This is a genomic window from Microtetraspora niveoalba (assembly GCF_001570405.1).
Taxonomy (GTDB): Bacteria; Actinomycetota; Actinomycetes; order Streptosporangiales; family Streptosporangiaceae; genus Microtetraspora; species Microtetraspora niveoalba.
The window spans coordinates 145,683-168,359 of the sequence record NZ_BBYM01000013.1; the positions used below are offsets into that span (position 1 = coordinate 145,683).

Annotated in this window: 23 protein-coding genes and 1 pseudogene; 17 read left to right on the plus strand and 7 right to left on the minus strand. The window is 73.0% G+C overall.

Going from position 1 to position 22,677, the window contains the following annotated elements:
* Positions 1-6 precede the first annotated feature (6 nt).
* Complete coding sequence (locus tag AWQ70_RS13975; protein WP_067175379.1) at positions 7-1,170, plus strand: sensor histidine kinase; 1,164 nt, start codon at positions 7-9, stop codon at positions 1,168-1,170.
* A complete protein-coding gene (locus tag AWQ70_RS13980) occupies positions 1,163-1,804 on the plus strand; it encodes a response regulator (RefSeq protein WP_067175382.1) in 642 nt (213 codons plus the stop codon). Before AWQ70_RS13975 ends, AWQ70_RS13980 begins: the two co-directional genes overlap by 8 nt.
* 107 nt (positions 1,805-1,911) lie before the next feature.
* On the opposite strand, the gene AWQ70_RS13985 is transcribed toward AWQ70_RS13980, so the two are convergent.
* Positions 1,912-3,315 carry a cellulase family glycosylhydrolase gene (locus tag AWQ70_RS13985; RefSeq protein WP_067175385.1) on the minus strand — a complete coding sequence of 468 codons (1,404 nt, stop codon included), beginning with the start codon at positions 3,313-3,315 and terminating at the stop codon, positions 1,912-1,914.
* A 52-nt stretch (positions 3,316-3,367) separates the two neighbouring features.
* On the opposite strand from AWQ70_RS13985, the gene AWQ70_RS13990 reads away from it, so the two are divergent.
* The 3 genes from AWQ70_RS13990 (at position 3,368) to AWQ70_RS14000 (ending at position 5,114) form a co-directional block, all read left to right on the plus strand.
* A complete protein-coding gene (locus AWQ70_RS13990) occupies positions 3,368-3,862 on the plus strand; it encodes a hypothetical protein (RefSeq protein ID WP_157530060.1) in 495 nt (164 codons plus the stop codon).
* 248 nt (positions 3,863-4,110) lie between these two features.
* Positions 4,111-4,635, plus strand: coding sequence for an RNA polymerase sigma factor (locus AWQ70_RS13995; RefSeq protein ID WP_067175390.1), 525 nt, complete (start codon positions 4,111-4,113; stop codon positions 4,633-4,635).
* On the plus strand, positions 4,632-5,114 hold the full coding sequence (locus tag AWQ70_RS14000; protein ID WP_067175392.1) for a hypothetical protein: 483 nt from the start codon (positions 4,632-4,634) through the stop codon (positions 5,112-5,114). Before AWQ70_RS13995 ends, AWQ70_RS14000 begins: the two co-directional genes overlap by 4 nt.
* A gap of 120 nt (positions 5,115-5,234) precedes the next feature.
* Here AWQ70_RS14000 and cuyB read toward each other — a convergent pair whose 3' ends face one another.
* The gene (gene cuyB / locus AWQ70_RS14005; protein WP_067175395.1) at positions 5,235-5,927 is read right to left on the minus strand and encodes a cysteate racemase; all 693 of its coding nucleotides are present in this window, start codon (positions 5,925-5,927) and stop codon (positions 5,235-5,237) included.
* Between the two features lie 286 nt (positions 5,928-6,213).
* Between cuyB and AWQ70_RS14010 the strand changes: the two genes are divergently transcribed.
* Positions 6,214-7,323: an Lrp/AsnC family transcriptional regulator gene (locus AWQ70_RS14010; RefSeq protein WP_067175398.1), complete on the plus strand. Its 1,110-nt coding sequence runs from the start codon at positions 6,214-6,216 to the stop codon at positions 7,321-7,323.
* Between the two features lie 129 nt (positions 7,324-7,452).
* Here AWQ70_RS14010 and AWQ70_RS14015 read toward each other — a convergent pair whose 3' ends face one another.
* Together AWQ70_RS14015 and AWQ70_RS14020 are read right to left on the minus strand one after the other, a co-directional pair.
* On the minus strand, positions 7,453-8,691 hold the full coding sequence (locus AWQ70_RS14015) for an amidase (protein WP_067175401.1): 1,239 nt from the start codon (positions 8,689-8,691) through the stop codon (positions 7,453-7,455).
* A 206-nt stretch (positions 8,692-8,897) separates the two neighbouring features.
* The gene (locus AWQ70_RS14020; protein WP_067175404.1) at positions 8,898-9,773 is read right to left on the minus strand and encodes a LysR family transcriptional regulator; all 876 of its coding nucleotides are present in this window, start codon (positions 9,771-9,773) and stop codon (positions 8,898-8,900) included.
* Between the two features lie 112 nt (positions 9,774-9,885).
* Between AWQ70_RS14020 and AWQ70_RS14025 the strand changes: the two genes are divergently transcribed.
* From AWQ70_RS14025 to AWQ70_RS14040, 4 genes are all read left to right on the plus strand, one after another.
* Positions 9,886-11,454: an amidohydrolase gene (locus AWQ70_RS14025; RefSeq protein WP_067175407.1), complete on the plus strand. Its 1,569-nt coding sequence runs from the start codon at positions 9,886-9,888 to the stop codon at positions 11,452-11,454.
* A gap of 15 nt (positions 11,455-11,469) precedes the next feature.
* The gene (locus tag AWQ70_RS14030; RefSeq protein WP_067175410.1) at positions 11,470-12,423 is read left to right on the plus strand and encodes an ABC transporter substrate-binding protein; all 954 of its coding nucleotides are present in this window, start codon (positions 11,470-11,472) and stop codon (positions 12,421-12,423) included.
* Between the two features lies 1 nt (position 12,424).
* Positions 12,425-13,333, plus strand: coding sequence for an amino acid ABC transporter permease (locus tag AWQ70_RS14035; protein ID WP_067175413.1), 909 nt, complete (start codon positions 12,425-12,427; stop codon positions 13,331-13,333).
* A gap of 122 nt (positions 13,334-13,455) precedes the next feature.
* On the plus strand, positions 13,456-14,211 hold the full coding sequence (locus AWQ70_RS14040) for an amino acid ABC transporter ATP-binding protein (protein ID WP_067175535.1): 756 nt from the start codon (positions 13,456-13,458) through the stop codon (positions 14,209-14,211).
* Between the two features lie 168 nt (positions 14,212-14,379).
* On the opposite strand, the gene AWQ70_RS14045 is transcribed toward AWQ70_RS14040, so the two are convergent.
* The gene (locus tag AWQ70_RS14045) at positions 14,380-15,054 is read right to left on the minus strand and encodes a molybdopterin-dependent oxidoreductase (RefSeq protein WP_067175416.1); all 675 of its coding nucleotides are present in this window, start codon (positions 15,052-15,054) and stop codon (positions 14,380-14,382) included.
* The gene (locus AWQ70_RS14050) at positions 15,051-15,650 is read right to left on the minus strand and encodes a TetR/AcrR family transcriptional regulator (RefSeq protein WP_067175419.1); all 600 of its coding nucleotides are present in this window, start codon (positions 15,648-15,650) and stop codon (positions 15,051-15,053) included. The genes AWQ70_RS14045 and AWQ70_RS14050 overlap by 4 nt, the downstream gene beginning before the upstream one ends.
* A gap of 127 nt (positions 15,651-15,777) precedes the next feature.
* On the opposite strand from AWQ70_RS14050, the gene AWQ70_RS14055 reads away from it, so the two are divergent.
* The 7 genes from AWQ70_RS14055 to AWQ70_RS14085 all read left to right on the plus strand — a co-directional run bounded on the left by AWQ70_RS14055 (position 15,778) and on the right by AWQ70_RS14085 (position 21,628).
* Complete coding sequence (locus AWQ70_RS14055) at positions 15,778-16,656, plus strand: TIGR03619 family F420-dependent LLM class oxidoreductase (RefSeq protein WP_067175422.1); 879 nt, start codon at positions 15,778-15,780, stop codon at positions 16,654-16,656.
* Between the two features lie 32 nt (positions 16,657-16,688).
* Positions 16,689-17,135, plus strand: a complete 447-nt coding sequence (locus tag AWQ70_RS14060; protein WP_067175425.1) for a nuclear transport factor 2 family protein — start codon at positions 16,689-16,691, stop codon at positions 17,133-17,135.
* A gap of 177 nt (positions 17,136-17,312) precedes the next feature.
* Positions 17,313-18,392 carry an NAD(P)H-dependent amine dehydrogenase family protein gene (locus tag AWQ70_RS14065; protein ID WP_067175428.1) on the plus strand — a complete coding sequence of 360 codons (1,080 nt, stop codon included), beginning with the start codon at positions 17,313-17,315 and terminating at the stop codon, positions 18,390-18,392.
* Positions 18,389-18,886 (plus strand): carboxymuconolactone decarboxylase family protein, encoded by a 498-nt coding sequence (locus tag AWQ70_RS14070; protein WP_067175431.1) that lies wholly within the window; start codon positions 18,389-18,391, stop codon positions 18,884-18,886. The genes AWQ70_RS14065 and AWQ70_RS14070 overlap by 4 nt, the downstream gene beginning before the upstream one ends.
* Positions 18,887-18,995: 109 nt before the next feature.
* Positions 18,996-20,636, plus strand: a complete 1,641-nt coding sequence (locus tag AWQ70_RS14075) for a GMC oxidoreductase (protein WP_084517005.1) — start codon at positions 18,996-18,998, stop codon at positions 20,634-20,636.
* Between the two features lie 32 nt (positions 20,637-20,668).
* Positions 20,669-21,016, plus strand: coding sequence for a MazG-like family protein (locus AWQ70_RS38860; RefSeq protein ID WP_067175434.1), 348 nt, complete (start codon positions 20,669-20,671; stop codon positions 21,014-21,016).
* Positions 21,017-21,148: 132 nt separating this feature from the next.
* Complete coding sequence (locus AWQ70_RS14085; protein WP_067175437.1) at positions 21,149-21,628, plus strand: SRPBCC family protein; 480 nt, start codon at positions 21,149-21,151, stop codon at positions 21,626-21,628.
* On the opposite strand, the pseudogene AWQ70_RS14090 reads toward AWQ70_RS14085, so the two are convergent.
* Positions 21,592-22,677: pseudogene (locus AWQ70_RS14090) on the minus strand (AfsR/SARP family transcriptional regulator); the annotation flags it as partial. The gene AWQ70_RS14085 and the pseudogene AWQ70_RS14090 sit on opposite strands and share 37 nt — an antisense overlap.

Here is a 22,677-nt window from a genome sequence, read left to right on the forward strand (position 1 = left end):
TGAGGCATGACCGGGCGGCTCGACCGATGGGAGCGGCTGCTGGAGCGCCAGGTGGCGGCCGCGCCGTACGTCCTGCTGGTGACCTCCACGGTGCTCTCCCTGATCACCGACGGCAGGTCGTGGGTCATGCTCGGCCTGGCAGCGCTCGCCGCCGCCTGGATCTGGCTGGTGCCGCGAGGCGCGGTCTACGTGGCCGGGCTGGTGGTGCTGATCGGAGCGCTCAGCGTGCAGGGGATGTGGTTCGCGAGCTTCTTCGGGTTCACGGGATACCTCCACTCCTGGTGGTACCTGAAGGGGAAGTGGCGATTCGCCGGCGTGACCGCCACGGCGGCGATCAACGTCGCCGTCTACCAGGGCGGTTTGCCCGATCCCACCCCGTCCGGAATCCTCAGCTATCTGTTCTTCACCGCCGCCATCGTCGCAGGGGTCGGCCTGTTCAGCTTCGTCGGCGATGTCACGGCCGAGCGGAGCGACGAGCGCAAGCGCATGGTGGCGCAGCTTGAGGAGGCGCTGCGGGAGAACGCGGGACTGCACGCGCAACTGCTGGTTCAGGCCCGTGAGGCGGGCGTGCTCGACGAACGGCAGCGCATGGCGGCGGAGATCCACGACACCCTCGCCCAGGGCCTGACCGGCATCATCACCCAGCTCCAGGCGGCGCGGCGTGCCGAGGACTGGCGGCGTCATGTGGACAACGCGGTACGGCTGGCGCGGGAAAGCCTGGCCGAGGCCCGGCGCTCCGTACACGCGGTGGGTCCCGGCCAGTTGGAGGCGGCGCCCCTGCCCGAGGCGCTGAGAGACGTCGTGACCCGGTGGGGTGAGCTCAACGGGGTACGTGCGGATTTCGCCACCACTGGTACGGTCCGCCCCATGCATCCGGAGGTCGAGGAGACGCTGCTTCGCACCGCGCAGGAGGCCCTGGCCAACGCGGCCAGGCACGCCGCCGCGTCCCGTGTCGGGCTGACCCTGTCGTACATGGAGGACGTGGTCACCCTGGATGTGCGCGACGACGGCGCCGGGTTCGACCCCGAGCGCGTCCGCGACGGCGGCGGCTTCGGCCTGACCTCCATGCGCAAGCGGGTGAGCCGCCTGGCGGGCACGCTGGAGATCGAGTCGGAACCCGGCGCCGGAACCGCCGTCTCCGCGAGCGTTCCGGCGGTCGCGCGTGACTGAGACCCCGATCCGGCTGCTGATCGCCGACGACCATCCCGTCGTCCGCGACGGCATCCGCGGCATGTTCGTCGACGACCCGGACTTCGAGGTGCTCGGCGAGGCCGGGGACGGCGCCCAGGCCGTCGAACTCGCGCGGGCGCTGAACCCCGACGTGATCCTCATGGACCTCCGCATGCCCAGGATGGACGGTGTCGCGGCCATCAAGGAACTCGCCAGGCTGGGCATCGCGGCCCGCGTCCTCATCCTCACCACGTACGACACCGACAGGGACGTCCTGCCCGCCGTCGAGGCCGGGGCCACCGGCTACCTCCTCAAGGACGCCGGCCGGGACGAGCTCATCCATGCCGTCCGTACGGCGGCGCGGGGCGAAGCCGTGCTGTCCCCGTCGGTCGCCACCCGCCTTCTCGGCCAGGTCCGGGCGCCCGCCGACCCGCTGAGCGCCCGGGAACTGGAGGTCCTCCACCTCATCGCCGAGGGCGCCACCAACCGTGAAGCGGCCGCGCGCCTGTTCATCAGTGAGGCCACGGTGAAGAGCCACGTGCTGCACATCTACACGAAGCTGGGCGTGAACGACCGGGCGGCCGCCGTCGCCGTCGCCTTCCGGCGCGGCCTGCTCACCCTGGACAACGGCTGACCGGGACGGGCGCGGGCGGCGGCGCCGACGGCGACGTCGGCCGTCACGCCCCGGGCGGAGGACGGCCCGCCCCTGGTCGCGGCGGTCCATCAGCGTGAACGCCGCATCTAGGCGGGCGTGACCGTGAGGGTGACGCGGCCGGAGGTCCGGGTGCTCACGGTCAGGACGCGCCGGGCGGCGTCCCAGGACGCCCCGCCCTCCGAGACCCGGCCGCCGTTCGGGAAGCCCGCCGCGGGCAGGTAGATCTCGGTCGGCCCCGTCCCGTTGGCGTCGAAGGTCACCGTCAGCGAGCGCGCGTCGGAGCGGATGTCCACGGGGACGCCGCCGACCGCCCTCGGGTACGGCCGGTCGTAGGCCGCGACCAGCGGGCCGGCCCCGCCCTTCTCGTCGTACGGCCCCCAGGAGCCGGCGTCCCGGGACCAGTAGGCCATGCCCGCGCCCATGCCCTCGCTGAGCCGTACGACCTGGCCGACCAGGTCGGCGGCGCCCGGCCGGGTCATGTCGAGGCCGAACTCGCCGAGCAGGACGGGGGCGTCGAGCCGGTCCGCCGTGCGCAGCACGTTGTCCCGCCACCAGCCGACGGTGCGGTCGGTCCACTCCTTGGAGCCCGCCGCGTAGTCCTCCCCCAGGTCGAGGGGCAGCGGGTAGAGGTGCGGCGCGAAGGCGATGCGGGGCTCACCCTCGCGGGGGTCGTCGAGGTGCGGGAGCGCGGAGGGCAGCCCCCAGTTGACGCCCACCGCCTGCGGCTCCAGGAAGATCCATCCATAGGGGTCCACGGAGCGGATCTCGGCGATGCTCCTGCGGTAGAGGGCGGCGAGGGGGCCGGTCTCGAACCGGGGGCCCTGGACGGAGCCGCCCCAGGGCTCGTTCATCAGGTCGTAGCCGAGGACCGCCGGGTCGTCCTTGAACCTGGCGGCGACCGCCTTCCACGCCTTGGCGTAGTGGTCCATCAGCTCCGGATGCTCGCCGGTGGTGTTCCAGAAGTGGTCGAAGGCCCGGATGACGCCCGGCTCCAGGTAGTACGTCTCCCAGGTCGGCTGGTCGGTGCCGACCGGCAGTCCGTCGAGGTGGGTCGCCCAGGCGGGGGCGCCGTTGCCCGCGCGACGGTCGGGGGTGATGGCGTTGCCCCACAGGTCCTGGTGCATGTCGAGCATGACGTGGTAGCCGCGCTCGCCGTACCAGCGGACCCGCTCCGCCACCTTGTCCAGATATTTCCTGTCATAGACGCCAGGCTGGGGTTCCACCGCGCGCCACATGATGAGGAACCGGACGAAGTTCGTCCCCATGTCGCGGTACTCGCGGTCGATGTCCGCCTCGGTCAGCTCGGGCAGGGTGTCCGGGGCGTCCTTGGTACTGCCCGCCGTGTTGAAACCTCGCAGGATGAGGGCCCTGCCCCGGTCGTCGGTGACGAAGCGTCCGCCCGGCTCGGGCGCTCCCCTGGTCACAGTGGCGACGCCTCCGGCCAGTACGGCCAGCGCGACGAGGGACACGATCCACCGAGCTCTCTTCATTCGGTCTCCGAGGGCTTCCGCCGGGCACGTGGACGCCGCTAGCATGCCGAACATGAGCGCCGCTCGCAACAGCCTCCCCGCAGCCGTCACCCTGATGATCGTCGTCGCGTCCGGCGTGTTCGGCGCCTCGCTGGTCACCCGGGTGGGCTACCTGGCGGTGCCCGCCGCGCTCGGCCTCCCCATCGCGCCGCCCGCGCTGCGGCTCGTCCCGCTCGGGGAGACGACCTGGCCGGTGACGCTCACCGACAGCGCGGCGGCGCTGGTGCTCGTCGCCGTCGTGGCGCTCGCGCGCGGCGGCTTCTGGCGCACCTGGGGCGCGTTCGTCGCGGGCGCCGTGCTCGCCGACCTGCTGCGGGTCGCCGTACTGACGCAGACCATGTCCGCGGGCCTCGGCGCGTACGCCGGATATCTGGCGGGAGCGCTGGTGTCCGGGCTGCTGTGGGGCGTCGCGCTCGGCTGGCTCCCCGGGCTGGCCGCCCTGCCGCGCGGCAACGACCGCACGAGGGCCGCCCGGACCTCTAGCGAGGCCGCCCGGGAAGGCGCCTGACGCGCCTCGTCCACTCAGGAGCAGCGCCCCGGCCCGCTCGTCCACCCGGTCCGCTCATCCACCCGGTCCGCCGGCGCCGTCGCGGGCCACGCGCGCAGTAGGCGGACGGCCACCGGTTCGACGGACCGCCAGGCGTACGGCGCCGTGTCTCGGTCCCGGCCAGCGGTGACCGTGCTTCGCACGCTGATTCGGGAACCGTGAACCCGCTCGGCCTCTCCCCCGACTGTCTGAGATGACGGGAGGACGAGATGACCGATGAGTTGCTGGTGATCCGCGCCCAATTGGGCGAGCGCGCGGCGCTGACCGAGTTGCTGGCTCGGTGGCGGGTGCCGGTGTGGACCTACGTGCGGCGCATGCTGGACGCCGAGCGGGCCGACGACGTGACCCAGGAGATCTGGCTCGCCGTGGTCCGCGGCCTACCCCGGCTGCGGGAACCCGGCCGGTTCGCGCCATGGCTGTTCACGATCGCCCGGCGGTCGGTGACCGATCGTCTCCGCGGAGAGTACGCCTGGGCCAAGGAGGTGCCCGTGGCGGACGACGCGGTCACCGAAGACCCGACCGAGGCCGTGGTGGATCGTGCCGCGCTGGTGGGCTTCCTGTCAGACCTTCCGGTGCCGGAGCGGGAGATTCTCGTCCTGTTCTACCTGGAGGATCTGCCAGTGGAGGAATGCGCGTACATCTGCCAGATCCCGACCGGAACGGTTAAATCGCGGCTCAACCGCGCCCGTCGCCTGCTACGCGAGCATCTGGACAAGAAGGGATACAGGCCATGACCGAAGAGCCGCGCCTTTCGGAGCAGGAGATCATCGAGCGGCTGGCGCCGTCGCTGTCGCGCAGAACGCGGATCAGGGCGGTGGCGGCGCTGCTGGCCGGAGCGGCCGGCACGGTGTTCGTGAGCGCGTTGTGGTGGTCGGAGCCCGGCCCGCTGCCCGGCCACACTCACCTGGCGTTCGCGTTGTTCACGGTGTTCTGCCTGGCCTGGACGGGGTACGGCGGGTGGCTGCTGACACACAGGGTCCCGCTGTTCGCCACCGATCGAGTGATCGCCGCCTGGATCGGCCTGGCCGCCTCGCTCGCCACCACAGCCGTCGTCGCCGTCATCACCGTTCAGCGCGGCACCGGGACATGGCTCGCCCTGGCGACAGGGGGCCTGTTCGTCGCGGCGGCGCTGGCGCTGGCCGTACGCGCGCATGCCCGGCGAGCCGCGTTGCTGCGCCGCGTGCGCGAACTGACCGGCCGGGAAGAGCGGTGAACGCGCCACGGGGCCGAGCCGCCCCTGGGCCACGGCGCGGGCCGGAACGGCGACGGGACCGGCCAGGCCGATGCGGGTGGCGATGACCCAGCACGCCTGCTCGCGGGCGGTCGGAGCGCGTCAGCCGAGCGCCAGCTCGGCGACCCGGCGGGCCAGCAGGCGGGCGGGGTCGACGACCGGAACGGGGACGCGTGAGCCGTCCAGGGCCAGGACGATCTCGGTGCAGGCGGCGACGACCCGCTCCGCGCCGCGAGCGGCGAGGGTACCGGAGACCTCCTCCAACGCCCGCCGGTGGGCCGGGCCCGCGCCGCCGCTCTTGACCGCGCCGATGGCCGCCATGACCCGCCGCTGATCCGGCTCGTCCGGCTCGACCACCGCGATGCCGCGCGCCCGCAGCGCCTCCGCGTACAGGCCGGAGCGCAGCGTGCCCGAGGTGGCGAGCACCCCCGCCGCGCGTACGCCGCCGGCGGCGAGGGCGTCGACGGTGACCTCGACGATGCTGGCCAGCTCCAGCCCGGCCTCGTCCGCCAGCCGGGGGACGAAGGCGTGCGCGGTGTTGCAGGGCACGGCGAGCACCTCGCATCCGGCCCGCTTCAGTCCCTCGATGCCGCGCCGCAGATACGGGGTCGGGTCCTCCCCCGCGCCGAGCAGGCTCATGGAGCGGTCGGGGACGCGGGGGTCGCCCCAGATGACGACGGGCACGTGTCCCTGGTCGCAGGTCGCCGGCGTCTCCTCCACGAGCTTGCCGTAGAAGTCGACGGTGGCCGCCGGGCCCATGCCGCCGAGGACGCCGACCAGCCGTGGGGCGTTCACCGGCCACCTCCGGCCTGGCCGCGGCCCCGCCGGGCGCCGCCGAACCGAGTCATCGAGATTCGTCCTCTCCCCGGGTGCCACGGGTTCCCCACGTGGTCCCGGAAGCTTTCGCACCGTGCCGCGGGCTCCCCGTGTGGTCCCTCGCGCCGTCGTGAAAGGTCCGCCCGAGCCCGAAAACCCCGTGCCGGAAGCACGGCGGCGTGCGGCGGGTCGAACGGCCGCCCGCCCAAGAATCCCCCGATAAGGTGATTTCGGCCGCCAGACGCAGCAAAGCATCATCGAAAGAGTGATCGTGCAGGATTCCGGCATCGAGCCGCCGCGGTTGTTGTCGGAGGCCGACCTCGAACTCATCGACGCCCTCCAGATCAACCCGCGTGCGAGCTGGGTGGACGTCGGGGCGGCGATCGGCGCCGACCCGGTGACGGCGGCGCGGCGCTGGCAGCGGCTGAACGCGTCCGGCGAGGCGTGGACCACCGTCGCACTGGGACGGCGGCAGATGCACGCGATGAGCGTGGCGTTCCTGGAGATCGACTGCGCGGCCGGAGCGGCGGTCGAGGTGGCCGACCGGCTGGCGGCGGCGGGGCACCTCATCACCGTGCAGCACGTCGCCGCGGACCACGACCTGTTCGCGATCGCCGTGGCCGCCTCGATGCCCGCGCTGGCGGACTACCTACTCGCCGACCTGCCCCGGGTGCCCGGCGTGGCGAAGGTGCGCACCCACGTGGCCACGCGGGTCTTCGACGCCTCGCGCCGCTGGCGGCTGCGCGTGTTGTCCCCGGGCGCCGCGCGCGACCTGGCGCGGCGGCCCGCCGCCCCGGAGCCGTCCGGGCGGATGGACGCGCTCGACCGCCGGCTGTTCGCCGCCCTGCTCGCCGACGGACGCGCGGGATACTCCGAGCTGGCCCGCGCGGCCGGCACGTCCGAGCGCACGGCGCAGCGCCGGCTGTCCCGGCTGGTCGCGTCCGGCGACATCGACTTCCGCTGCGACCTCGCACGCGCGCACGCGGGCTGGCACTCCTCGGCCGTGCTGTGGCTGCGGATGCCGGACGCCCTGTTGGAGGAGACGGGCCGCGCGCTGCTCGACTGGCCGGAGACCCGGACGTGCGCGGCGCTCGCGGGCGCCCGCAACATGCTCCTCACCGTGGGCCTGCACGCCGCGGGCGATCTGCACCCGCTGGTGGTGCGGTTGGAGGAGCGCTTCCCCCACGTCGTCGTCGCCGACCGCCAGATCGTCCTGCGGCAGGCCAAGCTCTACGGCCGGCGCCTCGACCGGTTCGGCCGCTGCACGGGCGTCGTCCCGGTGGACCCGTGGAGCTTGGGACCGGACTGGCGGCATCCTGGGTGCTCCCCGGCCCCGGCCACGGCGCCCCCTGGCGCACCTCGCCGGCCCAGGTGAGCGAGCGGTGAGGAAGGGCTGAGGCGCCCTGAGCCAGGCTTCACGAGATCGCATCTCCCTGATCCCGAAATCCGTCGCATCCCCCCGGGGCGGGGTGTTGCGACGATCAGCGGAACGGAGGTCCGGAGGTCAGCGGGGCTCGGGGATCCCGCCGCCGCGCGCCTCCCGGCACAGCCCGGCCCGCAGCACGTCCGCCTCGCCGCGTCCGACCATCTGCAGGTCGCCGACCGCCAGCGCGGGCAGGCCGAGCGCGGACACGATGGCGGTGATCCGGCCGACCTCGCCGCGTACGGCGGCCTCGTCGCATCCGACCCGGGGCGCGGGGGCGCCGAGCGTCGGCGTGACCAGGAGGTCGACGCCGGACATCTCCGCCGAGAACCGGGCCCGGACGGCGGCGACGGTCTCGACCGCCAGGCGGTACTCCCGATGGCCGATCCCGGCGGCGCCGTCCAGTTTCCGCCGCACGCCCTCGCTGTAGCTCGCCGCCTCCCTCGGGTACGTGCCCTCGTGCGTGCGCCGGGCCTGCGCGCCCAGGATCGTCCAGTACGCCGGCAGGATGTCGTGCGGCAGGGCGATCTCACGCACCTGGGCGCCCAGGTCGGCGAACTCCTCTGCCTGCGCGCACCCCTCGGCGACGCCGACGACCAGCCCGGTCAGCGAGTCCGGCGTCTCGACCGCCTCCCCGGAGAGCGCCCGCCACACGCGCGCGCAGTCGGCCACGGACTTGGCCATCGGCCCGACCCTGTCGAACATCGGGGCGAGCGGCGCGACCCCCTCGGCCGGGACGGCCCCGCCCCTCGGGCGCAGCCCGACCACTCCGCAGCAGGCGGCCGGGATCCGCACGGAGCCGCCGGTGTCGGTGCCGAGGCCGAACCGGGCGATGCCCGCGGCGAGTGCCGCCGCCGTGCCGCCGCTGGACCCGCCGGGGGTCAGGTGCTCGTGGCGCGGGTTGCGCACGTCTCCCCAGTGCGGGTTCTCGCTGGTGATGCCCCACGCGAACTCGTGCTGGTTCGCCTTGCCGACGAGGAGGGCCCCGGCGCGCTCCAGCGCCTCGACGCACGGGGCGCTGGCCAGCGCCTTCTGGCTCCCGTACAGGATGGAGCCCCGGGTGGTGGGGAGCCCGGCCACGTCGATCATGTCCTTGGCGACGAACGTCCAGGCCCACAGCTCGGGCGGGACGGCGGGTGCGGGGCGGTCGTCGCGCGCGAGCCGGTCGACGACCGGCTCGTCCCCCGCCTCGATCAGGATGTTGTGCCCGCGGTGGCGGCGGATCGCCTCCGCCGACCGCGCGATCGCCGCCTCGCGCGCCGACATGGCCTCGCCTGTCATCGTCTCGGGGGGCATGGCGGACGCCGTCTCACGCTGCATGGTCGAGGACCTCCTAACGCCTGCCCCGGCCGGGGCGGGGCGGCCGACGGCGACGCGCGGCGGATCGTCACGGCCGCGCCGATGATCCGGCAAATGGTGACAGATCCCCCGCTCTCCGTCGAGCCCCTCCATCGAGCCCCTCCATCGCTTCCCGTCGAACCGCACGGAAGCTCCACGTCGAGGCCGCGGGGGGCCGGCGTGCCCGGTCAGACCGCGAGGGCGTCGAGCAGGGACAGCAGGCGGGCGGTCTCCCGCTCGGGGCGGGCGAGCGAGAAGATGCTGCGGCTGGTGTTCAGCCACGGCACGTCCGCCACCACGACGCCGGGACCGTGCCCGCGCAGCGCGAGATCGGGGACGAGCGCCGCGCCCACCCCCGCCTCGATCATCGCCATCGTGATCTTGAAGTCGTCGGAGTAGCCGGCCACCCGGGGGTGCAGGCTCCAGCGGGCGAACACGCCGTCGAAGAAGGAGGCGTCGCCGCTGCCCGGGTGGTGCATGATCCAGGGCAGGTCGACGAGCTGCTCGGCCCGGTACGGTGCCAGGTCGGGCCAGCACGCCGGGAGGACGACCTTGTACCGGTCCTCGGCCATCCAGCGGCGGCCCAGCGCCGACGGCCACGAGAGGCCGGAGTTCCCCACCTGGTAGACGATCGCCGCGTCCAGCTCGCCGCCCGCGCCGAGGCGCGCGACGAGCTGGGAGGACTCGGCGACGGTGATCCTGACGCCGGCCCGGTCCCCCGGCTTCGACCGCCCCAGGACGCCGGTCAGCACGTCGGCGAAGCTGGGGAAGATCCCCAGGTGGATCTGCCGCTCGCTGTTCCGGTGCACGGCCTGGACGGCGGCGATCATGCGTTCCATGTCGGTGAGCACGGTCTCCGCGTGCCTGGCCAGCACCTCGGCCGCGCTGGTGGGCAGCACACTGTGCGCGGAGCGCTCGAACAGCTTCACGCCCATCTGCCGCTCCAGCGCGGCCATCTGCTGGGAGACGGCCGACGAGGTGTACCCGAGCCGGTTCGCGGCGGCGGCGAAGGAGCCGAGCTGGACCACCTCGCGCAGGGTACGGAGGTGTTCCGGCTTCAGCATCAGCGTTCCTTGCTCTCAGGGCTGCCAAATGTCGTGTTTATAGCGCTTCCGCCTTCTTTTCGCCACTCCTACAGTGATGGACCACCGTTCCCCGAACCCCTTTGAGAGCCACATGAGCATCCGCGTGTACCGCAACGCCGCCATCCACACGGGAGTCGTCGGCGCACCGCCCGCACAGGCCATGGCCGTGGACGGCGAGCTGCTGCTCGCCGTGGGCACGGACGCGGAGGTGCGCGAGGCCGCGGGCCCGGGAGCGGAGCTGATCGACCTGGAGGGCGCCGCGGTGCTCCCCGGCCTGTACGACGCCCACATCCACACCGCGCAGTACGCGCAGAGCCTGGGCGCGGTCGACCTGCGCGACGCGCGTTCCCTGGAGGACGCCCTCGCCCTGGTGTCCGCGCACGCGGCGCGGCTGCGGCCGGGCGCCTGGCTGTTCGGCGGCCGGTGGAACAGCAACACCTGGGAGCCGCCCGCCCAGCCGGACCGGTACGCGCTGGACTCGGTGTGCCCGGAACTGCCGGTCGCGCTGCCCAGCGTGGACGGCCACACCGTGTGGGCCAACTCCGCCGCCCTCCGCCTGGCCGGCATCGACGCGAGCACGCCCGACCCGGTCGGCGGCGAGATCGTCAGGGACGCGGCCGGGGAGCCCACCGGCATCCTGCGTGAGGCGGCCTCGTACCCGCTGCGCGACCTCATGGTCTCCCCCGACCTGCGCGACCTGCTCCGCACGGCGCAGGACGAACTGCTCGCACTCGGCCTGACCAGCGTGCACGACATCGACGGTGAGGACTGCCGGGCCGCCTACCTGGAGCTGCGCGACGCCGGCGAGCTGAAGCTGCGCGTCCACAAGGCGATCCCGATGATCCACCTGGACGAGGCGGTCGCCGAGGGCCGCCGCACCGGGCAGGGCGACGACTGGTTCCGCACCGGCCCGGTGAAGATCTTCAGCGACGGCGCGCTCGGCTCGCACACCTGCCACATGAGCGAGGCGTTCGCCGGCGAGCAGGGCAACAACGGCATCGCGGTCACGCCGTACGAGGAGCTGGTCAGGCTGTTCGGCAAGGCCGCCGGGGCCGGCATCGCGGTGGCGACGCACGCGATCGGCGACCGCGCCAACCATCTGGTCATCGACGCCTACGAGGCGCTCGGCCGCACGCCGGGGCTGCGGCACCGCATCGAGCACGCCCAGCACCTGCGGCCCGCCGACCTGGCCCGGATGGCGAGGCTGGGCGTCGTCGCCTCGATGCAGCCCGTGCACTGCACCAGCGACATCGACCTGGTCGACTCGCTGCTGGCCGGCCACGACCTGGCCTCCTACGCCTGGCGGGGGATGCTGAACGTCGGCGTGGCGCTGGCCTTCGGCTCCGACGCCCCCGTCGAGCACCCCAACCCCTTCGCCGCGCTGTACGCCGCGGTGACCCGCACCCGGACCGACGGCACCCCCGTCGGCGGGTGGCAGCCGGAGCAGCGGCTGAGCATGGCCGAGGCCGTCACCGCCCACACCCTGGGCGCGGCCTACGCGGCGGGCGAGGAGGAGCGCAAGGGCGTCCTCGCGCCCGGCAGACTCGCCGACTTCATCGCGGTGGACACCGACCCCTACCGGGAGTCGCCCGAGGCGGTGCTGCACACCAAGGTTCTGACCACGGTCGTCGGCGGCGAGGTCCGCCGGCGGCGAATCTGAAGGAGCACCCCCCTTTTGAACACCCGGATCCTCACCATGCTCACCGCGGGCGGGCTGCTCGCCGCGACCGCCGCCTGCGGCGCCCAGTCCCTGGACGCCGGCGACTCCTCGGCGGCGGCCTCGGCTCCGGCCGTCGTCCTCGACCAGGCTCCCGCCGAGGAGAAGGCGGCCGACGTCATCAACGCCATCACCCCGGACCCGGAGCTCGCGGCCAAGGCGCCGGCGAGCCTGAAGTCCGGCGGCCTCAAGGTCGTCTCCTCGATCGGCTACCCGCCCATGGAGCTGTACGCGAGCGACGGCAAGACCGCGATCGGCTTCGACCCCGCCCTGGCGCGCGCCATCGCGAGGAAGCTCGGCGTCAAGGTGACCATCACCGACGAGGAGTTCAACTCGCAGATCCCCGGCGTGCTCACCGGCCGCTACGACTTCGTCATCTCCTCGATGAGCGACACGCCCGAACGGCAGGGCCAGGTCACGTTCGTCGACTACGTGCAGGCCGGCGCGGCGCTGCTGGTCAAGAAGGGCAACCCGGCGGGCGTCGCCGGGCCCGCGGACCTGTGCGGCAAGACGGTGTCCGTCGTCGACAACGGCTCCTCGATGGAGCTGGCCGAGGACTACGACGCCGCCTGCAAGAAGGACGGCAAGCCCGCCATGGACATCCTGAAGTTCCCCGGCGACACGGAGGCCATGCTCCAGGTGGGCAACGGCCGCGCGCAGGCGAGCGTCACCGACTACGTGGTCGCCGCGTACAAGGCGGCCGACCCCAAGCTCGAGATGGAGGCGATCACCCTCGACGGCACGGCGAGCCCCTGGGGCATCGGGATGAAGCCGGACAACAAGCAGCTCATCGACTCCGTCCAGGGCGCGCTCGACTCCCTCATCAAGAGCGGCGAGTACGGCAAGCTGCTCAAGGCGTGGAACCTGGACGCGCTCGCCGTCGAGTCGGCCGTGGTCAACGGCGGTAAGTGACGTGCGCACCGAACCGATCGCCGACGGGTCCGGCACGCCGATCCCCGTCGCCCGCACCTGGCACTGGGGCCGCTGGCTCGCCGCGGCGGTCGCGCTCGCGGTGGCCGGATGGCTGGCCTACCTGGTCGTGGTCAACCCGCGCCTCGACTGGGGCAAGGTCGCCGAGTACCTGTTCAACGAGCGGATCCTGTCCGGGGTCTGGGTCACGATCGAGATCTCCGTGCTGGCGACGGCTCTCGGGCTGGTGCTGGGCGTCCTGGTCGCGGTCATGCGCCTGGCGCACAACCCGGTGCTGAGCGGGCTGGCCTCCTTCTACATCTGGTTCTTCCGCGGCACGCCCGTGCTGGTGCAGCTCATCTTCTGGTACAACCTGGCGTTCCTCTTCCCCGAGCTAGTGCTCAAGATCCCGTTCACCATGATCGGTCTCAAGTGGGACACCAACCAGGTGATGACCGGCTTCACCTCGGCGATGCTGGGGCTGGGGCTGAACCTGGCGGCGTACTTCGCCGAGACCGTGCGCGCCGGCATCCAGGCGGTGGACCGGGGCCAGACCGAGGCGGCGTACGCGCTGGGCATGACCCCGGCCAAGCGGATGCGGGTCATCGTGCTGCCGCAGGCGCTGCGCATCATCATCCCGCCGACCGGCAACGAGTTCATCTCCATGCTGAAGACCACCTCGCTGGTGTACGTGGTCGCCGGGCACGACCTGATGACCAACGCCAGCCAGATCTACAAGGCGAACAACCGGATCATGGAGCTGCTGATCGTGGCGAGCGTCTGGTACATGCTCATGACCGCCGTGGCGACGTTCCTGCAGGGCCGGCTGGAGCGCCGGTTCGGCTCCGACGCCGTACGGCTGGTGCGCGGCGGCGGCGCGGCGGCGCGGATCCTGCCGAAGGTGGCCGGGTGAACGCCGGGGTGAACGCCGGGGTGAACGCCGGGGTGAACGCCGGGGTGAACGCCGGGGTGAACGCCGAGGTGGGCGCGGTGGACGGCGGCCCGGCCCCCGTCGTGGTCGCGTCGGGCGTCCGGATGGGCTACGGCGGCGTGCAGGTGCTCAACGGGGTGGACTTCACCGTGGCCTCCGGCGAGGTGAGCTGCGTCATCGGCCCGTCCGGCTCGGGCAAGTCCACGTTCCTGCGGTGCCTCAACGGCCTGGAGCCGGTGCTGGGCGGCAGCCTGCGCGTGCTCGGAGAGGAGGTCGGCCACACGCTGCGCGACGGCCGGTACCACCCCTGGACGCCGAAGGAGTTCGCCGCCTTCCGCAGGAACATCGGCATGGTGTTCCAGCGGTTCAACCTGTTCGCCCACCAGAGCGCGCTGGAGAACGTCGCCTGCGGGCCCGTCCACGTGCTGGGCACGCCGCAGGACCGGGCGCGGACGCTGGCGATGGAGCACCTGGATCGTGTCGGCCTGGCCGACCACGCGCACAAGCGGCCCCACCAGCTCTCCGGCGGCCAGCAGCAGCGGGTGGCCATCGCGAGGGCGCTGGCGATGAACCCGGCGCTGATGCTGTTCGACGAGCCGACCTCCGCCCTCGACCCCGAGCTGGTGGACGAGGTGCTCGAGGTCATGAAGGGCCTGGCCGCCGAGGGGATGACGATGGTCGTGGTGACCCACGAGATCGCCTTCGCCCGCGAGGTCGGCGACCGGCTGACCTTCTTCGCCGACGGCGTGGTCGTCGAGCGGGGCCGCCCGCGCGAGCTGCTCACCGCCCCGGAGCACGAGCGCACCCGCGCGTTCCTGTCGAGCGTCCTCGGTTCCCAGGAGGGCTCGTCCACGAAGTGAGCGCCGGCCCCTGGCCGCCCGACGGCCGGACGGCGAGGTCTCCGATGGATGGTCCGTCGAGAAGGACCGTCCATCGGAGACGGGTCGCACCCGGCGCGGGGCCGGAGCCGACCGGCGTGGGAAGGCCGAACCGGCCGGTCACGCCCGCTCGGGGACGTGGACCGTGTGTCAGACGCCGGTGGATCCCTGGTCGGAGGCGTCGCCGTCGTAGCGGCGGCGCACACGGGGGGCGAGCCCGCGCCACACCCGCCGCCACATCCAGCCCGGGAGCAGCACGCTGCGTTCCTCCCTCTCGACCCGGCCCCGGCGATGCGCCAGCGGGCCCGCCGACCCCGGGTCGTAGCTCAGCCGGTACTCCACCGCGCACACGTGCCGCACGCTCTTGTAGCCGTAGTGCGCGGGAGCGACCAGACGCGCCGGAGCACCCTGGTCCCGGGTCAGCGGAACGCCGTCGAGCGTGTCCGCGAGGAGGACGTCCTCGGCGAGCGCGTCGGCCAGCGCCAGGCAACTCCGGTAGCCGTCCAGGCCCGTGAAGGTCACCCAGGCGCACCCCGGATGCGGCCGCACGCGTGCCGCGAGCGTCTCGTGCACCGCCCGGAACGGGACGCCTCCCCAGCGCAGACCGGTCGCGCTCCAGGTCGTCACGCAGTGCAGGTCGCCGACCTGCGCGCGGCGGCCCGGCAGCGCGAGCAGCTCGGCGAGCTCGACCTGGACCGGCGTCCGCACCACGCCCGACACCGACAACACGGGCCGGACGGGCACCTCCGGCCGGACCCCGGCGAACCGGGGCAGGCCGAACCTCCGCAGCGGAGCCGGCGACTGGCCGCGAGGCAGCCCGCTCACGCGTCCGTCCCCGGCGTCCCCGCGGCGCCCGCCGCCCGGCCGCGGCTCCGCGTCCGGTCGCCCGGCGCCAGGCGCATGGCCAGCTCGTACACCTCGCGCAGGTCGCCCGCCGTCATCGGCGGGGCCACCTGACCCGCCCCTATCAGCACCAGGTAGAACAGGCGCGCCATGGGCAGGGCGTCGGCCTCGGCTCCGCCCGCCTCCCGCCACAACGACCGCAGGTAGTCCAGGCGCAGGGCGTCGACGCGTTCCTGCGTGGCGCGGACCTCTCCGTCCTGCGCCGCCCAGGCCCGTACGGAGATCTCCAGGCGGGAGCGTTCACCCTCCTCGGCCAGGATCAGGGCGAGGAGGCGCTCCAACCTGGCGAAGGGAGAGCCGCCCGAGCGTTCCACCTCGTCGATGTAGCGGCCGGTGTACTCCGCCGCGAAGTGCGCGAGAAGGCCGGTCCTGAACCCCGTCATGCCCGCGAAGTGGTGGTAGAAGGAGCCCTTCGTGAGACCGAGCCGCCCGCACAGCCGCTCGACGGTCAGCGCCGGTGCCCCCTCCTCGCTCAGCACCGTGAGCCCCGCCTCAAGCCAGTCCTGCCTGCTCGCCATGCGCCCGTCCCATCATGTCCGCCACGCTCCAGTTGCCATACCATACCGTATGGTACGGCCACGCTCGGGCGGAAGCGGGCCCGTTCGCGCTTCTAAACTGAAACGAGTTCTATTACGCTCGGCTTCCATGCGGTTCACCTACGCCGAGGCCATGACCGACCCGTCGTACTACCTCCCGCTCGCCAAGGCCGCCGAGGCGGCGGGGTACGCGAGCTTCAGCGTGGCCGACTCCCTCGTCTATCCGAAGGAGTCGGCCACGAGCTACCCCTACACCGCCGCCGGCGACCGGGAGTTCCTGGAGGACAAGAGCTTCATCGAGACGTTCGTCCTGATCGCGGCGATGGGGGCGGTGACGTCCACGATCCGGTTCACGCCGTTCGTGCTCAAGCTGCCGGTGCGCCCGCCGGTGCTGGTCGCCAAGCAGGCGAGCTCGATCGCCTTCCTGACCGGCGACCGGCTGGCCCTCGGCGTCGGGATCAGCCCGTGGCCGGAGGACTTCGCGGCGATGGGCGTGCCGTGGGAGCGGCGCGGCCGGCGGATGGACGAGGCCGTCGCGGTGGTGCGCGGCCTGACGAGCGGCGGCTACTTCGAGTTCCACGGCGAGTTCTACGACCTCCCGCCGGTGAAGATGACCCCGGCCCCCGCGAAGCCGATCCCGATCCTGGTCGGCGGGCACAGCGAGGCGGCGCTGCGCCGCGCCGCCCGCCTCGGCGACGGCTGGATGCACGGCGGGGGCGACGCCGCCGAACTGGACGCGCTGCTGGCCAGGCTGGCCGCGCTGCGCGAGGAGGAGGGCACGGCCGACCGGGCCTTCGAGGTCCACGTGATCTCCGCCGACGCGTACAGCGTGGACGGGGTGAGGCGGCTGGCCGACAAGGGCGTCACCGACGTGATCGTCGGCTTCCGGTCGCCGTACATCAAGGGGCCGGACACCGAGCCGCTGGCCCGCAAGATCGGGCATCTGGAGCGCTTCGCCGAGTCGGTGATCGCAAAAGTCACCCCTTAACCCGAAAACAAGAACACGTTACAGTCCCGGGTATGACCGATTCCTCCGCCGTCACCTGGGAAGCGCCCGACGCGGACCATCCCGCGCGCCGGGCGGCGCGGGCGTCCATGGCCGCGGTCACCGCCGGACGCAGGGCGGACTGGCTGGCGCTGTTCGCCCCCGACGCCGTCGTGGAGGACCCCGTGGGCCCCTCGCCTCTCGACCCCGAGGGCAGAGGGCACCGGGGCCACGACGAGATCGGGAGGTTCTGGGACTCCCACATCGGCACGGTGCGCGAGTACCGCTTCCACGTCAGAGACTCCTTCGCCAACGGGCCGTGCTGCGCCAACGTCGCCTCCATCGCCATGACGCTGGACGGCGGCGCGACCATGACGGTCGACTGCGTGATCGTCTACACGGTCGACACGGCGGGGGCGATCACGTCGCTGCGCGCCCACTGGGAGCCGGACCGCGCCATGGCCACCCTGACCGCCCCCTGACCCCGGGACGGCGGCCGCGCCGACCGGGAACACCCGAGGGGCGCGTACGGCCCGGGAAGCGGCCGGGCCGAGGCGCGGCTCCGCCATGCCTTCTCGCAGGTCAGCACGGGTACGCGCACCAAAATCGAGGGCGCGGGGGCCCTATGCACTAAAACAAGCGCTTGCTACGCTCCGCCCATGGTGTCCACAATCGTCTGGGGTACCGGCAACGTGGGCCGTGCGGCCATCCGCGCCGTCGAGGCCCATCCGGCACTGGAACTCACGGCAGTGCTCGTCCACGATCCCGGAAAGGTCGGCCGCGACGCGGGCGAGCTGGCCGGCCTCGGCCACCGCCTGGGCGTCACCGCCACCGACGACGTCGACGCGGTGCTCGCCGCCCGGCCCCGCGCCGTGGTGTACGCGGCCTCCGGGGACATCCGCCCCGACGACGCCCTCGCCGACATCGTCAGGGCGGTCCGGGCCGGGGCGGTGGTCGTCACACCCTCGCTGTACGCGCTCTACGACCAGCGCAACGCCCCGCCCGAGATGCGGGAACCGGTGCTGGCCGCCGTCGCCGAGGGCGGCGGCTCGCTGTTCGTCTCCGGCGTCGACCCCGGCTGGGGCAACGACGTGCTCCCGCTGCTGATCAGCGGCCTCGGCTCCACCGTGGACGTGATCCGCTGCCAGGAGATCTTCGACTACTCCACCTACGACCAGCCCGACTCGGTCCGCTACCTCGTCGGCATGGGCCAGCCGATGGACTACGAGCCGCCGATGATCGCGCCGACCGTCCCGACCATGGTGTGGGGCGGGCAGGTGCGGCTGATGGCCCGCGCCCTCGGCGTCGAGCTCGACGAGATCCGCGAGACCCTGGAACGGCGGCCGCTCGACTCCACCGTGAGCACGACGTCGATGGGCGACTTCGCGGCCGGCACCCAGGGAGCGGTCCGCTTCGAGGTGCAGGGCGTCGTCGAGGGCGAGCCCCGCATCGTGATCGAGCACGTCACCCGCATCCACCCGTCCTGCGCGCCGGACTGGCCCGCGCCGCCCGACGGCACCGGGGCGCACCGCGTGATCATTGAGGGCCGTCCGCGCATCGAGGTCACGGTCGAGGCCTCCGACGAGGGCGGCAACCGGTCCGCGGGCGGGAACGCGACCGCGGTCGGCCGGCTGGTGAACGCCGTCGACTGGCTCGTGGAGGCGGAGCCCGGCCTCTACGACGCGCTCGACGTCCCGCTGCGCCCCGCGACCGGCCGGCTCGGAAGGAAGCGCCCATGAGGGTGGACGTCCCCGAGGGGAAGGACCCGATCGCGTACGTGTGGGGCGAGATGGTCCCCGGCATCGGCCCCGCCGCCTCGGCCTTCTCGCTGGCGGTGTACGCCCACACGACCCTCGGGCTGCGCGAGTTCGAGGCCGCGCGGCTGCGGATCGCGCAGATCAACGGGTGCCTCTTCTGCCTCGACTGGCGGACGGAACGCGACGGGCGGAAGGTCGAGGAGGCGTTCGCCGACGCGGTGACCGACTGGCGCACCACCGACGCGTTCGACGACCGTACCCGGCTGGCCGCCGAGTACGCCGAGCGGTACGCCCTCGACCACCACGGTCTGGACGACGAGTTCTGGAACCGGATGGCCGCGCACTACAGCCAGGCCGAGATCGTGGAGCTGACCATGTGCGTCGGCTCCTGGCTGACGTTCGGCCGCCTCAACCGGGTACTGGGCCTCGACGCCGTGTGCGTGCTGCCCGGCCATCCCCAGTCCGGCACCCGATAGCCGGCCGCCTCCACGGATCCGGCGCCCCGGCCGGACACGGCCCATCCCGCAACACGCCCCATCCCGCCGCAGTACGCGAACCCCCTTCGGTCGAGAGTGAGGACGACACATGAGTGACAGCACGTCGGTCGGTTCAGGTTCCCGGGGTGTCTCACGCCGCGGATTCATCGCGGGAACCGGTTCCCTCCTGGGAGTCGCGGCCCTCGGCGGGCGTGCCCCCGCCTGGGCGCAGGCCGTCGCCGCGCCCGCCCCGATCGCCGACGGGGCGCGGGTGTCCGCCCTGGTGATCGGCACCGGGTACGGCGGCTCGGTCGCCGCGCTGCGTCTCGCCGAGGCGGGCGTCGACGTCCACATGATCGAGATGGGCATGGCCTGGGACACCCCCGGCTCCGACGGCAAGATCTTCTGCAACACGCTGTCGCCGGACCACCGGTCGTACTGGCTGCGCACCCGGACGAAGGCGCCGCTCAACTACTTCCTCGGCTTCCCGATCGACCGGGACATCTCCCGCTACACCGGGATCCTGGACGCCGAGGAGTTCGGCGGCATCACGGTCTACCAGGGCCGCGGCGTCGGCGGCGGCTCGCTCGTCAACGGCGGCATGGCGGTCACTCCCAAGCGGGAGAACTTCGGCGCCGTCCTCCCGACCGTGAACCCCGACGAGATGTACGACGTCTACTACCCGCGCGCCAACGCCGGGCTCGGGGTCGGCACCGTCGACCCGGCCTGGTTCGACTCCACCGACTGCTACCAGTACGCCCGGGTCGGCCGTAAGCACGCCCAGCGTTCCGGCTTCCCGTTCGTCTTCGTGCCCGACGTGTACGACTGGGACTACATGAAGCAGGAGGCGGCCGGCACCGCCACCAAGTCGGCGCTGGCCGGCGAGATCCTCTACGGCAACAACCACGGCAAGAAGTCGCTGCAGAAGACCTATCTCGCCCGGGCCAGGGCCACCGGCAGGGTCACGATCTCCGCGCTGCACCAGGTCACGTCGGTCGCCCCCGCGTCCGGCGGCCGCTACACGGTCGTCATCGACCAGCTCGACACCGGCGGGAACACCACGGCCACCAAGACCGTGACCGCGGACCGGGTGTTCTTCGCCGCCGGCAGCGTCGGCACCAGCAAGCTGCTGGTGAAGCTGAAGGCCACCGGCGCGCTGCCGAACCTGAACGGCGAGGTCGGCAAGGGGTGGGGCGACAACGGCAACGTCATGTGCGGCCGGGCCAACCACCTGTGGGACCCGACCGGCGCCCTCCAGTCGTCCATCCCCTGCGCCGGCATCGACAACTGGGCCGCGGGGGGCGCGTTCGCCGAGGTCGCGCCGCTGCCCACCGGGATCGAGACCTTCGCGTCGTTCTACCTGTCGATCACCAAGAACCCGAACCGCGCCGAGTTCTCCTGGAACCCCGCCACCGGCAGGGTCGAGCTGAACTGGCAGACCGCCTGGAAGCAGCCGTCCATCGACATGGCCAAGACGATCTTCGACAAGATCAATTCGAAGGAGGGGACGATCTACCGGACCGACCTCTTCGGCATCTACAAGATCTGGGGCGACCACCTCACGTACCACCCGCTGGGCGGGGCCGTCCTGGGCAAGGCCACCGACAACTACGGCCGCCTCGCCGGCTACCCCGGCCTGTACGTCATCGACGGCGCGCTGATCCCCGGCAACACCAGCGTCAACCCGTTCGTCACCATCACGGCGCTCGCCGAGCGGAACATCGAGAAGATCATCGCCACCGACCTGTAGGGCCGTTCAGGGCGGCCGGGAAAGGGGGAGCGGTGAACCCCGAACGGACCAACACGCTCATCCGCGACCTCTCCGCCTGGATCGACGACTCCCCCGGCAACCGGGGGCGGGACCGCGAGGCCCTGCTGTGGGGCAGGGTGGCCAAGGTCGCCGAGGAGGCCGGCGAGGTGATCGAGAAGCTCGTCGGGATGACCGGCCAGAACCCGCGCAAGGGCCGATCGGCCACGCGGGCGGAGGTCGAGTACGAGCTCCTGGACGTCGCACTGACCGCCCTGGCGGCGTTGGCCCACCTCCGCGCTGACGATCCGCACCCGCCTGACCTGCTCGGCCTCCTCGCCCGGCACGTCGAGGTCGTCGCCCGGCGGGCGGACCTTCTCTGAACATGCGGCTCGCACGGTGCCCGGCCGGGCACCGTAAGCGGGACCTTAAGGACATCGGAAGGAGACCGTAAGGGCGGCCCGGCAATGTGGGTCTCGTCGGAAGCCGATCCACGAGAGCCTGAGAGGGCAGCCATGACGCAGACCGCCGAGTTCGAGATCGTCCGTGACTTCGCCGCGCCGCGCGAGCAGGTGTACGCCGCCTGGACCCGCCCCGAGCGTTTCGCCCGCTGGTTCGGGCCGCGGATCTTCACCACCCCGGCCGACCGGGTCGTGCTGGACGTCCGCCCGGGCGGCGTCTGGCAGGCCACGCTGGTCGGCGACGAGGGGTTCGAGGTCACGTTGCGGGGCGTCTACCGCGACGTCGCCGGGCCGGGGCGGCTGGCCTTCACCACCGGCGACCCGGACAACCCGGGCGACGGGCCCGCCTCGGTGGTCACGCTGACCCTCGACGAGCACGCGGACGGCACCACGATGCGGTTCCACCAGTTCGGGGTCAACACCGACGCCGAGCACGCCGAGCAGTCCAAGGCGGGCTGGCTGGAGTTCTTCGACCGGCTGGCCGAGCACCTGGCGGTTCAGGCCACGTCGTCGAAGGTCAGCTCGCGGCCGTGAGCGTGGGCGGCGGCGTACGCCTCCTCGCCGAGCGCGTCCCTGGCCCGGTCGGCGATCCGCCGCGCCTCGGCCTCCTCCGACTGGGAGGCCGGGGTGCCGTGCGCCAGCCGGGCCGCGGCGGCGAGGCCGAGCAGCCGCGCGCACTCCCCCGGCGGCGACGCGGCGGCGAGCCCCTCCACGGTCAGCGCCGTCGTGCGGGGATCGCCGATCCTCCTCGCGGCGGCGAACGCCCCCAGGAACAGGGCGCGCGCCCCCTCGGCGTCGCCGCGCGACTCGTGGACGAAGCCCAGCTCGACGAGGGCGGTGGGCAGGAACAGCGGGGGCTCGCCGTCGCGCGGCACGCCGTCGAGCAGGCGGCCGATATGCCGCTCGGCCTCCTCCAGCCGGCCGCCCCTGCGGGCGGCGTAGCCGTACCCCATCTGGGCGAAGATCCGCCCCTCGCGGTAGCCCTGCCCGTCCGCGAGCCGCAGCGCCCGGCCGCAGTGCTCCATCGCGGACGCGTAGTCGCCGGTGTTCATCGCGATCCAGCCCAGCCACGACAGCCGGCGTACGGTCTCCGGCCACAGCCCGAGTTCCTCGGCGGTGCGCAGGTCCTCGGCGAACAGCCGGGCGGCCCGCTCGTATTCGCCGCGGATCTCGCACAGCCCGGCGAGCCACTCGGTGGCCTGCAGGCGGCCCCAGCCGTCGCCCAGCTCGCGGAACAGCCGGGCGCTCTCACCGCCGTCGCGTTCCAGGGCCTCCAGGTCGCGTACGGTGAAGGCGTCGCGGGCCAGCCTGCTCAGCGCGGCCGCCACGCCCCAGGTGTCGCCGACCTCGCGGAACGTCGCGAGCGCCTTCTCGACGAGCACCCGCGCGGACGGCACGTCGGTCAGCCCCAGCGCGACGAACCACTCGGCCCTGGCCCGGTCGCCGGGGTCGGCGATGTCCAGAGCCGCCTCCCAGTCGACGTCCTCGCCCAGCAGCAGGGCGAACCCGGCGTGCCAGGCGCGGGCCCGCGCGCGCTCGGCGGCGGGCGCGTCGCCCGCGCCGGCCACCGCCACGTCCAGCGC